Source organism: Thalassotalea sp. ND16A (genome assembly GCF_000764205.1).
Classification (GTDB): Bacteria; Pseudomonadota; Gammaproteobacteria; order Enterobacterales; family Alteromonadaceae; genus Thalassotalea_A.
The window spans coordinates 25,970-39,627 of sequence record NZ_JQDZ01000088.1 but is presented as its reverse complement, the minus strand read 5'-3'; the positions used below and the strand labels follow the sequence as shown (position 1 = coordinate 39,627).

Here is a 13,658-nt window from a genome sequence, read left to right as displayed (position 1 = left end):
AAGCTAACGCTGCCTTTGGCGTTAGCTTTTTTGACACTGGGGACAAAAAACACTGGCACGGCCCGATTGGCGAATTTCCTTTAATACGCTTTCACAAATTACACATTTCTCACCACCACGACCATATACTTGTAAAGACTGAGCAAAATAGCCAGGGCGGCCATCTGCCTGGGTAAAATCTTTTAACGTAGTGCCACCTTGATTAATGGCTTTTGCTAATACCTTTTTAATTATGTCAGTTAGATTGTTATAACGTTTTTGGCTGATTTTACCGGCAACTGCTGTCGGTAAAATTCCGGCTTGAAACAATGCTTCGTTGGCATAAATATTACCGACACCCACCACCACATGGTTATTCATGATGAAGGTTTTAACCGGGACGGTTTTGTTACGGGATTTTTTAAATAAGTAACCATCAATAAAGGTGTCATTCAATAAAGGCTCTGGACCAAGCTTTGCCAATAGTGGATGCTCAGCGACATCTTGGGTTAACCACAATACTGCGCCGAAACGTCTTGGGTCGTTCAACCTTAATGCCATGCCCGAATTTAACACCAAATCAAAATGATCATGCTTACTTACCGCGCTATCTTTCGGGATCACCCTAATGGTGCCCGACATGCCTAAATGCAGAACCAGAGTGCCTTTTGCTGTTTTTATTAACAGGTATTTTGCTCTGCGGCTCACTTCCATGATTTTTTCGCCGCAAATTTCATCAATGGTCGGGGTAATGGGCCAGCGCATTTTGCTATTGCGGACAATAACGTTAGCAACAGTTCGATTTAATACATGTGGTTCAATGCCTTGTCGGCATACTTCAACTTCGGGTAACTCTGGCATTAGTATTCTGAATTTTAAAATAAGAAAAAAGATCTTGAAACAAACAGGGCAGAAGGTCAAGAACTCTCCGTTATTGTTTGTTACAAAAATGTTAAATGAACTCGGTGAATTGTTTTGATATTTCATTAAATCTGTCTAATAATCGTGTCCGTTATTTATATGTAACCAATTAATATAAAAAGATTTTAATTATAAGGGAATACCATGAAAAAACGTCACATTACTTCGGCACTGTTAGCCGCTATGGCGCTGGCCAATACCGCTGTTGCCGCAGATACCAATACAACTCAACAAACGGTTAATGATGTCAAACATTGGAATGTCGGTGTTGGCACTTATGCGCTGGTCATTGACGATGAAGATGAAGGTGATGATGATTTCACCGGTTTCGGCTTATCGGCGACTTATGCTTTTTCTGACAAGGTTGCAATTCGAGGTGAATACTATTCACTTGAGCATGATGATGAATCGAAACTTGAAGTGTCAGGTTTTGATCTTGTTGCCTATTATGGTACCAATTTGATGTCACCAGGTTTTAAAGCCTACATCGGTGGTGGGGTGTATAGTGAAAGCCTAGAGTATTCAAGCTTTGATGTGGATGAAGACTTCTCAGGTGTTCAACTCAACGGTGGTATCGGGTATAACTGGGAAATGGTATCGCTTGATTTCGTGTTGGGTTTACGCAGTGTCGGTGATTATGAAGACTTTGCTGGTGATAGTGCCGACTTGTCAGCTGCTACCTCGTCATTAATTATATCTGCGAGATTCTAATAAGAAATTCCGTTTTTAATTAACAATCGATAACAGTGCAGGTAGTAGTTAATGTCGCTATATTAATTACTACCTTTTTATTTTTTCGGCATTCTGCCGCCACAGCTATGATGAAGAAGCAGAATCATGAAGGATTAATCAGTTTTATCGCTAATCGTCATAGATATTTCGTTGTTCTGGCACATCACTTAAATACTCAACAAATTCTACCTCATAGCCGCTTGGGTCAATAAAATAGACGTTATTGCGATATGGTGACACAGCTCCATCCTTATCTATAGCAAAGCCAGCTTTTGCCAATCTGGCTATCACCGCTTCAATACTGTTGGTGACAAATGCAAAATGGCTTAAACCAATTTGATGACCGGTAAGGTCACGATTTTCCCCTGTGCCGTTATCGTTAAAAGTAAGGTATTGAAAATCATCGCCAAAGTGCAGCCAATTTCTTAATTTTCCATACCACTCGGCCTCGCCACCGCCCCGCACCTGCCAATGGGGAAAGGCTGCCTGATAAAATTTTAACGTATCCGGAATGTCTTTGACGACCAGGTTCAAGTGTTCTAAGTGCAACATAGTTTGTCCTATAGTATTTGATGATTTGTGATTAATTAACGGTTACTTGTTTTGCATGGTTTGAATAAATAGTTGAAAGAAATTGCTGGTAAGTAAGCTTGTGCTGGTATGGGCAACGGTATTTTCTTTGCTAATTTTATGTTGATTAGTATTCATGGCTATCTTCCTGTTGGTTAATTCTATTAAGTTAGCCATAGCATAAAACCCCAAGTAAGGTTGAGGTAAAGTGTTTTTTTGCCTATGATGAATATAATTTAAATCAATGAGATAAACTTATGCTAGAAGAAGCCAATCTGAGTGTCGGCATAGTTGCAAAACGTTGCGGTGTGAACGTTTCAGCTTTGCATTTTTATGAACAAAAGGGCTTGATTCGAAGTTGGCGTAACCAGGGCAATCAAAGGCGCTACAAACGCGATGTGTTACGGCGTATCTCGGTAATTAAAGCGGCGCAAAAAATGGGCATCTCATTAGAAGAAGTGAAAGCAGTGTTTGCGCAGTTACCAAATCAGCGCACACCAGATAAACAGGATTGGGCCACACTGTCAAAAGCCTGGCAACAACAACTTAACCAGAGAATAGCTTATCTGGAAAAACTGAGAGATTCGTTAACGGGTTGCATAGGTTGTGGCTGTTTATCGATGAAAAACTGCCCGATTTACAATCCTGAAGATATTTTAGCTGATGATGGGGTTGGGCCTTTGCTATTAGATAAGGAGGCCGAAGAGTAATTATTTCATCGCTGAAATAACAGATTTTATTTCGTGATTTACAGGGATGTAATGAATGCCATGATCACAGGATGTGTTGGAGTGGTCCATGGAAAATCTAAGTTATCTCATCCCTGAAATAAAAAAACCCAGCGTATAGCTGGGTTTTTTGAAAGCAGGGTATCAATTACTTGATTTTAGCTTCTTTGTAGATCACGTGCTTGCGAGCTTTCGGATCAAACTTTTTAATTTCCATTTTTTCTGGCATGGTTTTTTTATTCTTGTCAGTAGTATAAAAATGACCAGTACCTGCAGATGAAACTAAACGGATTTTATCGCGCATGGTTAAATTCCTTAAACTTTTTCGCCACGGGCACGGATGTCAGCTAATACTGAATCAATACCATTTTTATCGATAATACGCATTCCTTTCGGAGTTAAGCGTAATTTTACAAAACGGTTTTCACTTTCAACCCAAAAACGGTGAGTTTGTAGGTTTGGTAAAAAACGACGACGAGTAGAATTCAACGCGTGAGAACGGTTGTTACCTACCATCGGTTTCTTGCCTGTTACTTGGCAAATCTTAGACATGTGAGTCACTCCAATAAATATTTCAGCTCGAGCTTGTAAATCCCAGGCCGTCGCACGGGATCCTGAAAAGGCCGCAGATTATATATACGTCCGTTTAAATGATCAAGCTTTATCGGCTAGAAATTAAGCTGATGTTTGTAATGGCCGCGATTATACGGATTTTTCCCCAAGATCCCAACCAAAATTAGCGATTTAAGCAATTAATTTTAATAAAAATTAATAAAACGTCGATATCTGTCTATTTATTGACTACATATCGCCGCGTTCGGCCAACGAGCAAGTAAGATGGCCAGCGATAATAATATGGTCAAGCACGCGAATATCGACCAGCGCTAAGGCTTTTATCAACCGTTGGGTGATTTGTTTGTCGGCTAAACTTGGCTCGGCAATACCCGATGGATGATTATGGGATAAAATAATCGCCGCCGCTTTTACTTTTAATGCCGTTTCCACGACAACCCTGGGATAAACCGTTGCGGCATCGATAGTGCCAAAAAACAACTTCTTAAAACAAATAATATTATGCTGGTTATCCAAAAACAAAATGGCAAACACTTCATAGTCTTCGTGTTTTAACTCTGCAATTAAATACTCTTTGGTTTGACTGGAAGAGGTAAGGCTTTCACCTTTGATTAATTTTGCCGCCAAATAACGGCGCGACATTTCTAAACAGGCTTGCAGTTGTACGTATTTAGCTTTACCTAAACCATAATGTTGACAAAAACTGTCGCAGTCACTGGCAAACACCTGGTGTAAACTGCCAAAGTGCATTAATAGCTGTCGGGATAACTCGACCACATCTACACCTTTTACTCCGGTGCGCAGAAATATCGCCAATAATTCGGCATCACTTAGACTATGAGCGCCTTTGGCTAACAGTTTTTCGCGGGGACGTTCTTCTTTGGGCCAATCTTTTAACATCACTGCTTCCTTGCAATAGATAACCTGAACCGTTCAGGTTGAATAATAAATGATACCTTAGTAACAACAAACGATAAAAGAAGGTGAATACTCACTAATCGAAGCACACAAATATTATCGCGTATTCACAATAACGTGTTATCTTATCGACACTTATTCATTGTATTACCGGTTGGGTAATTAAATTTTAGCAGGTGATGATGTTTTTACAGCATAAAAATATCGTTTTAGGGGTAACTGGTGGCATTGCAGCTTATAAATGTGCAGAACTGGTTAGGCGCTTAAAAGATCATGGTGCCAACGTAAGAGTGGTAATAACTAATGGTGGCAAAGCCTTTATTACGCCATTAACACTGCAGGCCGTATCGGGCAATCCGGTCGCTGAAAGTTTACTCGATCCGGCGGCAGAAGCAGCGATGGGGCACATTGAGCTAGCCAAATGGGCCGATTTAGTGTTAATTGCGCCGGCAACCGCCAATACTATTGCCCGCTTAAGTGCTGGCATGGCAGATGACTTATTGGCAACGATTTGTTTAGCAACAGCCGCGCCCATTGCTATTGCGCCAGCAATGAATCAACAAATGTGGCATGCAATAGCAACTCAGCAAAATATCGACACGATTAAAAAACGCAGCGTTCATGTTTGGGGGCCAGGTGCTGGCGAGCAAGCCTGCGGGGATGTTGGCTTTGGCCGCATGCTTGAGCCTAATGAAATTGTGCAGCACTGCCTCGACTTCTTTGATGATAACCATGCGGACTTGTTGGCTGGTCAACATTGGGTGATAACTGCCGGGCCTACCCGCGAAGCTATCGATCCGGTACGTTATATTTCAAACCACTCATCCGGTAAAATGGGGTTTGCTATCGCCCAGGCCGCGCAACATTTGGGGGCAAAGGTTACTATCATTGCCGGACCGGTAAACTTGGCAGTGCCAGATAATTGCCAGTGTATTGATGTGCAAAGTGCTGTTGAGATGCACAAGGCAGCACTTTCGCAGGTTGCCAATGCGACTGTGTTTGTTGCTTGTGCTGCGGTTGCCGATTATCGAGTGGCTAAGGTGAGCGAACAAAAAATTAAAAAAACAGACAGCAATAATGCGATGAACATCGCCTTGGTGAAAAATCCGGACATTGTTGCCGATGTTGCCGCGCTAGATAATAAACCCTTTACCGTAGGTTTTGCTGCCGAAACACAAGATGTTGAGCAGTATGCCAAAGGTAAATTACAACGTAAAAAACTGGATATGATTGCCGCGAATAATGTCGCCAAACAAGGCCAGGGGTTCAATAGCGACGATAATGCGTTAATGGTTTTCTGGCTGAGTGGGCAAAAAAAATTAGCGTTAACGAATAAAGTGGAGTTAGCCAAACAACTGGTGGCCACGATTAATGACAGGATGCTTGATGATTAGCGAAGCAGACAAAATATCTGTTAAAATCAACAAAGCTTAGAGTCATTAACCAATACGAATAATATAAGAAATAAAAATAATATGTCTGATAAACAAAAAACAAATCGTCGCCAACAGATATTGGAATGTCTGGCTCACATGCTGGAAACCAGCCCCGGGCAAAGAATTACCACCGCCAAGTTAGCGGCTGAAGTTGGTTTTTCTGAGGCGGCGCTATATCGTCACTTTCCATCAAAAGCGCGGATGTTTGAAGGATTAATCGAATACATTGAAGAGTCATTGTTTTCACGCATCAACTTGATTTTGGCGGATCAAAAAGAAACCCTGGTGCGTTGCCACCATATTACCCACGTATTGTTAATCTTTGCCGAGCGCAACCCTGGCATGTGCCGTATATTAGCGGGCGATGCGTTAGTCGGGGAAAATGAGCGCCTACGTGTACGGGTACATCAATTATTTGAAAAACTGGAAACACAATTTAAACAAATTCTGCGCGAGCGGAAATTGCGTGAAGGCAAGAATTTTCCAATTAATGAATTGGCACTGGCCAATATCATGCTGGCCTATTGTGAAGGGAAAATTAGCCAGTATGTGCGCTCGGGTTTTGAAAAGAAGCCCAGTGAAAATTATGCCGAGCAGTGGCAGTTTCTGATGGCCGGCTGTTAGTCAGAGAGCTGTTTTAGAGAAAAAGTACGAAGGCATTAATATCGACGATATTAATGCCTTTGCAGTTATATAAGTTATTAGAATTATTACAACATTAAAATTATTAGAGAAAATATCATGAGTGAATTAAATCAATTATCACCGAATCGTTTATGGAACATTTTTGCCAATATTTGCAGTATTCCGCATCCATCGAAACATGAGCAAAAAATATCCCTGTGGATCCAGTCTTGGGCGAAAGAGCAGGGCCTGGCAATTAAAGAAGATGCGGTAGGCAATTTATTCATTAAAAAGCCGGCAACGCAAGGCATGGAAAATCGCAAAGGGGTAATTTTACAGGCCCACATGGATATGGTGCCGCAAAAAAACAGTGATACTGTGCACGACTTTTTAACCGATCCAATCCGTCCTTATATTGATGGTGACTGGGTAACGGCTGATGGTACAACGTTAGGAGCAGATAATGGTATTGGTTTATCGTCGGCGATGGCTGTGCTTGCCAGTGATGACGTTGCTCATGGCCCGTTAGAAGTGTTAGTGACAATAGATGAAGAAGCGGGCATGAGCGGCGCTTTTGGTTTAGAGGCTGGCTGGTTAGATGGTGAAATCCTGATCAATACCGATTCAGAACAAGAAGGTGAGGTGTACATGGGCTGTGCTGGTGGTGTAGATGCCAGTGCCACCTTTACATTGCAAAACGAAGCGGTACCTGCTGGCTATGAGTCGTTTAACTTGTCAATTTCAGGGTTAAAAGGCGGTCACTCGGGTGTCGATATTCATACCGGCCGAGCTAATGCCAATAAACTTCTTGTGCGCTTCTTATTACAAGCAAGCAAAGTATTTGCTATTCAGTTAACCGAACTCAACGGCGGCAGCTTACGCAATGCCATTCCGCGTGAAGCCAATGCCAGTTTTGTGGTTAAAGCTGAGCATGTTGCTGAGTTAAAGTCGTCACTTGAGCAATATGTTGCCACCATTAAGCATAACTTAGCCGTAGTTGAACCCGATGTCTCTATGCTATTAATTCAGCCAGAAACCTTCGATACAATGTGGACCAAGCATTGCCAAAACACTATTTTAAGTGCGCTTAATGGTTGTGCCAATGGTGTTATTCGGATGAGTGATGATATCGAAGGCGTGGTAGAAACATCATTAAACTTGGGAGTGCTACGTTGTAAAGGTCCTAAGTTTGTAGCCCTTTGTTTGATCAGAAGTTTGCATGACGATGGTCGCCTAGAAACTGAAGAAATGGTTGAATCTGTGTTTTCGTTAGCAGGGGCCAACGTAGAGTTCTCTGGCGCCTACCCGGGTTGGAAACCAAGCACCGATTCGGCAATTATGAATATAGTACGTGAAACCTACCAACAAAAATTCAATAAATTACCCGAAATTATGGTTATTCATGCCGGCCTTGAATGTGGCTTATTTAAAACCGAATACCCACATTTAGACATGGTATCTATTGGGCCAACGATCAAGTTTCCGCATTCTCCGGATGAAAAAGTCGAAATTGCCACCGTTGCCGAGTACTGGAAATTATTAACGGCAGTATTGGCCAATATACCAGAAGCTGAATAACGCCGTGATAGCATGGTGCTAAACGAAAGGCTGACTTTTGATGCTGTTTAATAATACTGAGTAATCGGTAATGGCAGGGTAGTCAGTCACTTCTCGTATTGGCTGTTTGCTATCCGGGTTGGCTATCGCTAATAAATGTTTAATGCCGTAAGTTTTGGCGGAATCGAGGATGCTAATGCTATCATCAACAAACAAAGTATGTTCGTTTTTGAAACCAACATGTTGTTGCAAGCGTTGCCATAATAACTGTGATTCTTTGGTTGCGCCAAACTGATGGGTAGAAATGAGTTCGTCAAAGTATTTATCTAATTGCGTACGTTCAATTTTTAATGACAAACTGTCAGGGTGGGCATTGGTAACCAGGACGATTTTTCTACCGGATTGTTTTAAGGCGATTAAAAAATCATGAGCATCGGCGCGAAGGCTAATTAAGTGTTGTACTTCTTGTTTCAGCTCTCTGATCGGCATATTGATTTGCTCTGCCCAATAATCAAGGCAATACCAGGAGATGGTACCTTCAACTTGTTGGTAGCGAGATTTTAAAAAGTCAGCCGCCTCACTCTGGCTTATTTGCGCATGCTCAGCATACCTTTTCGGTAAATGCTCTAACCAAAAGTGATTATCAAAGTGCAAATCAAGCAGAGTGCCATCCATATCGAGTAAAACGGTGTGGATTTTTGACCAATCAAACATGGATTTATTCCTGTAAAACAACGGGCTAATTGAGTATATTAAGGATACACAACAATGCTGTATCCAAATATCAATTTTCGATAGTAAATATGGTAGGCATTTTTTATACTAATTTCATTAATTATTTGTTGTGAAAGCAATACTTTTCAAAAACCTCAATTTTAAACTGATAATGCCATATAGGTGCAATGACCATGGAAAAACCCGCTAAACTTAAATTACCGGAAATACTTGCCTGCAAGCAGGTGGCAGCCAGTCGTTTAGTGACCGTTGAAGCCATTGATTTAAAGTTTAGCAATAATGAATTACGTACCTATGAAAAAATTAAAGGTGGTGGTCGTGGCGCGGTATTGATTGTGCCTATGCTGGATAACGATACCATGATACTTGTCAGAGAATATTGTGCAGGCACTCATTCTTATCAATTAGGCTTTCCAAAAGGATTAATTGATTGCGGCGAGGAGCCCATTATCGCCGCCAATAGAGAGTTACAGGAAGAAATTAAAATGGCGGCAACAGAACTTACTTATGTACATAAAGTAAGTTTAGCCCCGGCATTTTTTAATGCAACCATGGACATTTTTCTGGCAACGGGCCTGTTTGATAGCGCCTTAGAAGGTGATGAACCGGAACCTTTAGAAATTGTTCACTGGCCACTTAGCAAATACAAAGAGTTACTAGCACAAGAGGATTTCACCGAGGCTCGCAGCATTTCCGCCTTGATGCTAGTGAAAGATTTACTGAAAGGATAATATGTTAGAGACCTCACACTTGTTGACCATAGCGATAAATGCCGCGAAAAAAGCCGGAATTGAAGTAATGCGATATTATCAGCAGGGTAACTTTGAACAATACACCAAAGACGATGAATCGCCATTAACCAGCGCCGATTTAGCGGCTAATGACATTTTAGTGGCAGAATTAGGACGTTTAACTCCCGATATTCCAATTATCTCGGAGGAGAGCCCTTATCTGGAGTTGGCAAAAAGGCAACATTGGCAACGCTATTGGTTGTTAGATCCTATTGATGGTACCGGTGAGTTTATTGCCGGCAGCGGTGACTTCGCCGTGAACGTTGCTCTGGTTGCAAATGGCTGGCCTAAAATTGGTGTTATTCATGCGCCTGTTCATGCCGTTACCTATTTTGCTGAAACCGAACATGGTGCATTTAAGCAAGATGCTAGCGGTACTAAACAAATTAAGGTGGCCGATTATGATGGTAAACGACCGCTAAATGTGGGCGTAAGCCGTAGGCAAAAACTTGCGGTAATCGAAAAATTCTTAAATGCCAGTTTTGATTATCGACATATTCAGCTAGGTAGCTGTTCATTAAAAAGTTGCCAAATTGCCGAAGGGACGACGGACTGTTATCTACGAATAGGACCTACAGGTGAATGGGATACCGGGGCCAGTCAATGCATCTTGGAACAGGCTGGCGGCACTATTTTAGATAGTGAATTAAACAGTTTGTCTTACAATAAAAGAGAGAGCTTAATGAACCCAGACTTTGTCGGCGTTGGCAATGCCAATATTAATTGGCATGATGTCATTATTCCGCATCGTTGTGAACGGGAATATTAGGGGCTGTTAATCTTTGCGGTACAAATTTTGTTCATCAGACTCTGGGAAATACTATGAAAAAATATCTATCCATTTTAACTCTATTGATTCTGCTTTTTAGTCAACAGGCGCTAGCTGCATGGCAGTTAGACAATGAGCAATCGTTAGTCTCTTTTGTCAGCATTAAAAAAGCAAATATTGCCGAAGTACATCACTTTGGCAAATTAACTGGTGTTATTGATAGTAGTGGTGCAGCGAAAGTTGTTATTCACTTAGCCAGTGTTGATACCAATATTGAAATACGCGATACGCGCATGCAGGAAATGTTATTTCAAACCAATCTTTTTCCAAAGGCGACCATATCGGCCAATATTGGCAGCCAATTTATTAATGAATTGCAAATAGATGAAGGTAGGAAGTTGATGTTATCAGGTCAACTTGAGTTGCATGGTGAAAAGCAATCAATACAACTACCGACTTACGTGGTCAGGGTGAGTGACAACAAGTTATTAATAACCAGTATTCAATCGGTGATCATTAATGCTAAGGATTTTGCGTTAACCGATGGCTTATTGAAATTACAACAAATAGCGGGGTTACCCAGTATCAGTAGTGCGGTACCGGTAAATTTTGTCTTAACCTTTACTCAGCACTAGAGAATTTCTCAGCAGGTAACAAGGTTACTGTCTCATGCAGCTCAGAATACACCAGGACGATTACCCCGGAGGTTAACTGAGCTTTTATTTGTCGTTTTTTATCATCCAAAGAACATTCAAAGGCACCGTAGTCGGTGCCTTCTCTTAAAATATACGACTCAATAATGCCGTCTAGGGCATCATTACTGAGTTGCTCTATGGGAATAATCATTATTTAGCCGCCTTAAAGTGCTGAGCAATATAATCTAACACTCGGTGCTCAAGCCAGTATTTGGGTTTGAATGGGTTATTACCACTAATAAAACCTACATGACCACCACGGTTGCTGACTTCAAAGCTGATGTTATTGTTGCTTGGTAACCTTGTCAGATAGTCATGACATAGAAAAGGATCGTCTAAGGCATGGATCACTAAGGTGGGCTGACAAATTTTATCTAAGATATTAATGCCACTGGCTTTATCGTAATAATCCTGTGCGCTTTCAAAACCGTTGATAGGTGCGGTAACCTGTTCGTCAAAATCAGATAAGCTGATGATATTATCAAGTTCATTGTTATTGATATGGGTGATCAGTCCTAGCTTTATTTTTTCTTTGGTGCTTTCTTTAAGCATATCCACCAGATACTTTTGATAAACCTTAGAAAAACCATGGCTGATGCGTTCACTGCAACTTGCCAAGTGTAATGGTGCGCATAATATGGCCGCACATCGATAGGGGTTATCTACATCTTCGCTCAAATAATTGGCCAATACATTGCCACCTAATGAAAAACCTAAAATGGCGAGTGGTCGCTGGTCAAAACGTTGTTTTAAGTACTCGGTACAGTAATGTACGTCCCAGGTATCGCCACTGTGATACGACGGGCCCTGGCGATTGGGGCGGCCACTACAACCACGAAAATGCATCAATAAACCAATCCAGCCCTTATTTTTAATGGCGGCCATCATGCCTTTTGCGTAGTGGCTGTCAATAGAGCCTTCAAGGCCATGCAGTACATAAACAATGGGTTTTTCTGGAGTGTGTTCGGGGTTTTCCGTCCAGGCAAGATCGACAAAATCACCATCGGGTAATTCAACGGTTTCGTTGATCACGGTAATGGTTTGTTTTCTGCGAAGTATTTTTCCAGCCATGGTTTGCAAGTGACAATTACTTAACCACCAGGCCGGCTTGAATGAACTGTTTGTTATCATTAGGTTCTCTTTGTTTAGTGGTGAAATTATAACTGCTAAACAAAGGCGAGAATAGAGCTTATTTTGTGGCGACGGCGATAAATACCGCTAATACCTGATTAAGATCATCTTTGAGGGTAAAAGTTTTATTGTCAATGCGGTAAGTGCTGACCGCAGCCATTGCTTTAAACAAAACCGATTCTTGCGTTGAGCTTTGTGCACAATATTTACGGGTGGCTCTTGCCGGACCAAGTTCAAGTTTTTCAGCCTTTGCCATATAGCTGCCGGAATAATTATTGCAGCCAGCAAATCCTCGATATGTATTGTTTTCCGCTAAAAACTCGATATTGACGGTGTTATTATTGTCGCCACTAACCGCTTTATTTCCGGCTAAGGTGGTCAATTGCCACACTTGCCCGGTTAACGTTAATTGCTTAGTTGCAACGTCAGCCCCGGGCTGACTTTGACAGCCAACAGCGGCGAATAAAAGACTTATACTCAAGCCTATGTTTTTAATCAAACTAGTCATCTTAACTCCCTGGAATTCAAAAAATATTATAATAATCATAGTGCTATCTATGCAATTAAGAAACAGCATTTCACCATTGTTGGCTAACAACGGTGATTTTAACGGCGGAACATTAAGCGGTTGCTGGTAATCATGGTAAATTTAGGCATAATAGCGAGTTTTCACTAACCCTAGGACGATGCACATGTCTCTCGAACAAACCCTTAGAGATCGCAGTGGCGATAAATGTGAGCTTTGTGGCGCACAAGATAACCTTTCTATTTATGAAGTTCCGCCAGTAGCCGAGCCAAATTCAGATAAAAGCGTATTGGTTTGTTCACACTGTGCTACTCAGATCAACAGTACCGATGCTGATTATGACATGAATCACTGGCGATGCTTAAATGACAGTATGTGGTCACAAGTACCGGCCGTACAAGTAATGGCATACCGTATGCTTAAGCGTTTGAATAGCGAAAGCTGGGCCCAGGATGCGCTGGATATGATCTATCTAGAAGATGACGTGCGTGAATGGGCCGATTCTGCCGCAGGAGATGCGCTAGAAGCGGATGAAGCAACGTTAGATAACAACAAGGCCCCTCTTGCTGGCGGTGATAATGTAGTGCTGATCAAAGATTTAGTGGTGAAAGGCGCAAACTTTACTGCAAAGCGGGGTACCGCGGTGCGTAATATTTCGTTGACTTCAAATCCCTTACATATTGAAGGCAAAGTAAACGGCACTCGCATCGTGATTATTAGTGATTATGTAAAAAAAATGTAACGCCATCCATCGAGCAGAGCAGTTAAGTTATTCTACCTACTGCTCTTATTGTTAGGCAAATATTCGCTGTATCTTCCCTGCTCTTGTACTTGTACGTTGACTCCCCAGTTGATTGTTTATTGCTCTACGGTCATATGTTACAAAGTATTTCATAAAGTGTTTTCTTTTTGTTAAGAAAACGCTATCATATTTCATTAATAACAAAAATGTGAGGATCCGGATTTACCTTAC

Annotated in this window: 18 protein-coding genes; 9 read left to right on the top strand and 9 right to left on the bottom strand. The window is 41.5% G+C overall.

All coding sequences use genetic code 11. The features are described from left to right. Positions 1-21 precede the first annotated feature (21 nt). Positions 22-840, bottom strand: coding sequence for a bifunctional DNA-formamidopyrimidine glycosylase/DNA-(apurinic or apyrimidinic site) lyase (gene mutM / locus ND16A_RS06045; protein ID WP_033078281.1), 819 nt, complete (start codon positions 838-840; stop codon positions 22-24). Positions 841-1,044: 204 nt separating this feature from the next. Here mutM and ND16A_RS06050 point away from each other — a divergent pair, with 204 nt between their 5' ends. Next, complete coding sequence (locus ND16A_RS06050; protein WP_033078280.1) at positions 1,045-1,611, top strand: outer membrane beta-barrel protein; 567 nt, start codon at positions 1,045-1,047, stop codon at positions 1,609-1,611. A gap of 150 nt (positions 1,612-1,761) precedes the next feature. Here the strand turns inward: ND16A_RS06050 and ND16A_RS06055 are convergent, their stop codons facing one another. Beyond that, entirely contained in the window at positions 1,762-2,184 is a 423-nt protein-coding gene (locus tag ND16A_RS06055; protein ID WP_033078279.1) for a VOC family protein, read from the bottom strand. Between the two features lie 275 nt (positions 2,185-2,459). Here ND16A_RS06055 and soxR point away from each other — a divergent pair, with 275 nt between their 5' ends. Then, entirely contained in the window at positions 2,460-2,912 is a 453-nt protein-coding gene (soxR, locus tag ND16A_RS06060; RefSeq protein ID WP_033078278.1) for a redox-sensitive transcriptional activator SoxR, read from the top strand. A 166-nt stretch (positions 2,913-3,078) separates the two neighbouring features. Here soxR and rpmG read toward each other — a convergent pair whose 3' ends face one another. The 3 genes from rpmG to radC all read right to left on the bottom strand — a co-directional run bounded on the left by rpmG (position 3,079) and on the right by radC (position 4,406). Beyond that, positions 3,079-3,234 carry a 50S ribosomal protein L33 gene (gene rpmG, locus ND16A_RS06065; protein ID WP_033078277.1) on the bottom strand — a complete coding sequence of 52 codons (156 nt, stop codon included), beginning with the start codon at positions 3,232-3,234 and terminating at the stop codon, positions 3,079-3,081. Between the two features lie 11 nt (positions 3,235-3,245). After that, positions 3,246-3,482, bottom strand: coding sequence for a 50S ribosomal protein L28 (gene rpmB / locus ND16A_RS06070; protein WP_033078276.1), 237 nt, complete (start codon positions 3,480-3,482; stop codon positions 3,246-3,248). Between the two features lie 249 nt (positions 3,483-3,731). Continuing rightward, positions 3,732-4,406, bottom strand: coding sequence for a RadC family protein (gene radC / locus ND16A_RS06075; protein WP_033078275.1), 675 nt, complete (start codon positions 4,404-4,406; stop codon positions 3,732-3,734). Between the two features lie 194 nt (positions 4,407-4,600). Here radC and coaBC point away from each other — a divergent pair, with 194 nt between their 5' ends. The 3 genes from coaBC to ND16A_RS06090 all read left to right on the top strand — a co-directional run bounded on the left by coaBC (position 4,601) and on the right by ND16A_RS06090 (position 8,059). Beyond that, the gene (gene coaBC / locus ND16A_RS06080; RefSeq protein ID WP_152593893.1) at positions 4,601-5,815 is read left to right on the top strand and encodes a bifunctional phosphopantothenoylcysteine decarboxylase/phosphopantothenate--cysteine ligase CoaBC; all 1,215 of its coding nucleotides are present in this window, start codon (positions 4,601-4,603) and stop codon (positions 5,813-5,815) included. 81 nt (positions 5,816-5,896) lie between these two features. Next, positions 5,897-6,481: a nucleoid occlusion factor SlmA gene (gene slmA, locus ND16A_RS06085; protein WP_033078273.1), complete on the top strand. Its 585-nt coding sequence runs from the start codon at positions 5,897-5,899 to the stop codon at positions 6,479-6,481. A 117-nt stretch (positions 6,482-6,598) separates the two neighbouring features. After that, complete coding sequence (locus ND16A_RS06090; RefSeq protein WP_033078272.1) at positions 6,599-8,059, top strand: aminoacyl-histidine dipeptidase; 1,461 nt, start codon at positions 6,599-6,601, stop codon at positions 8,057-8,059. An 18-nt stretch (positions 8,060-8,077) separates the two neighbouring features. Here ND16A_RS06090 and yrfG read toward each other — a convergent pair whose 3' ends face one another. Next, positions 8,078-8,752, bottom strand: a complete 675-nt coding sequence (yrfG, locus tag ND16A_RS06095; protein WP_033078271.1) for a GMP/IMP nucleotidase — start codon at positions 8,750-8,752, stop codon at positions 8,078-8,080. Positions 8,753-8,946: 194 nt separating this feature from the next. On the opposite strand from yrfG, the gene nudE reads away from it, so the two are divergent. From nudE to ND16A_RS06110, 3 genes are read left to right on the top strand one after another with little or no spacing between them, the layout of a single operon-like run. Beyond that, positions 8,947-9,504: an ADP compounds hydrolase NudE gene (nudE, locus tag ND16A_RS06100; RefSeq protein WP_235282150.1), complete on the top strand. Its 558-nt coding sequence runs from the start codon at positions 8,947-8,949 to the stop codon at positions 9,502-9,504. 1 nt (position 9,505) lies between these two features. Next, the gene (gene cysQ / locus ND16A_RS06105) at positions 9,506-10,333 is read left to right on the top strand and encodes a 3'(2'),5'-bisphosphate nucleotidase CysQ (RefSeq protein ID WP_033078269.1); all 828 of its coding nucleotides are present in this window, start codon (positions 9,506-9,508) and stop codon (positions 10,331-10,333) included. A 53-nt stretch (positions 10,334-10,386) separates the two neighbouring features. Beyond that, positions 10,387-10,968, top strand: a complete 582-nt coding sequence (locus ND16A_RS06110) for a YceI family protein (protein WP_033078268.1) — start codon at positions 10,387-10,389, stop codon at positions 10,966-10,968. On the opposite strand, the gene ND16A_RS06115 is transcribed toward ND16A_RS06110, so the two are convergent. From ND16A_RS06115 to ND16A_RS06125, 3 genes are read right to left on the bottom strand one after another with little or no spacing between them, the layout of a single operon-like run. After that, complete coding sequence (locus ND16A_RS06115; protein WP_033078267.1) at positions 10,955-11,179, bottom strand: YheU family protein; 225 nt, start codon at positions 11,177-11,179, stop codon at positions 10,955-10,957. The two genes, ND16A_RS06110 and ND16A_RS06115, sit on opposite strands and share 14 nt — an antisense overlap. Next, positions 11,179-12,159, bottom strand: a complete 981-nt coding sequence (locus ND16A_RS06120) for a hydrolase (protein ID WP_033078266.1) — start codon at positions 12,157-12,159, stop codon at positions 11,179-11,181. Before ND16A_RS06120 ends, ND16A_RS06115 begins: the two co-directional genes overlap by 1 nt. Positions 12,160-12,217: 58 nt before the next feature. Further along, positions 12,218-12,667 carry an META domain-containing protein gene (locus ND16A_RS06125; RefSeq protein WP_033078265.1) on the bottom strand — a complete coding sequence of 150 codons (450 nt, stop codon included), beginning with the start codon at positions 12,665-12,667 and terminating at the stop codon, positions 12,218-12,220. Positions 12,668-12,851: 184 nt separating this feature from the next. Between ND16A_RS06125 and ND16A_RS06130 the strand changes: the two genes are divergently transcribed. Next, positions 12,852-13,427, top strand: a complete 576-nt coding sequence (locus tag ND16A_RS06130; protein WP_033078264.1) for a PhnA domain-containing protein — start codon at positions 12,852-12,854, stop codon at positions 13,425-13,427. Positions 13,428-13,658 lie beyond the last annotated feature (231 nt).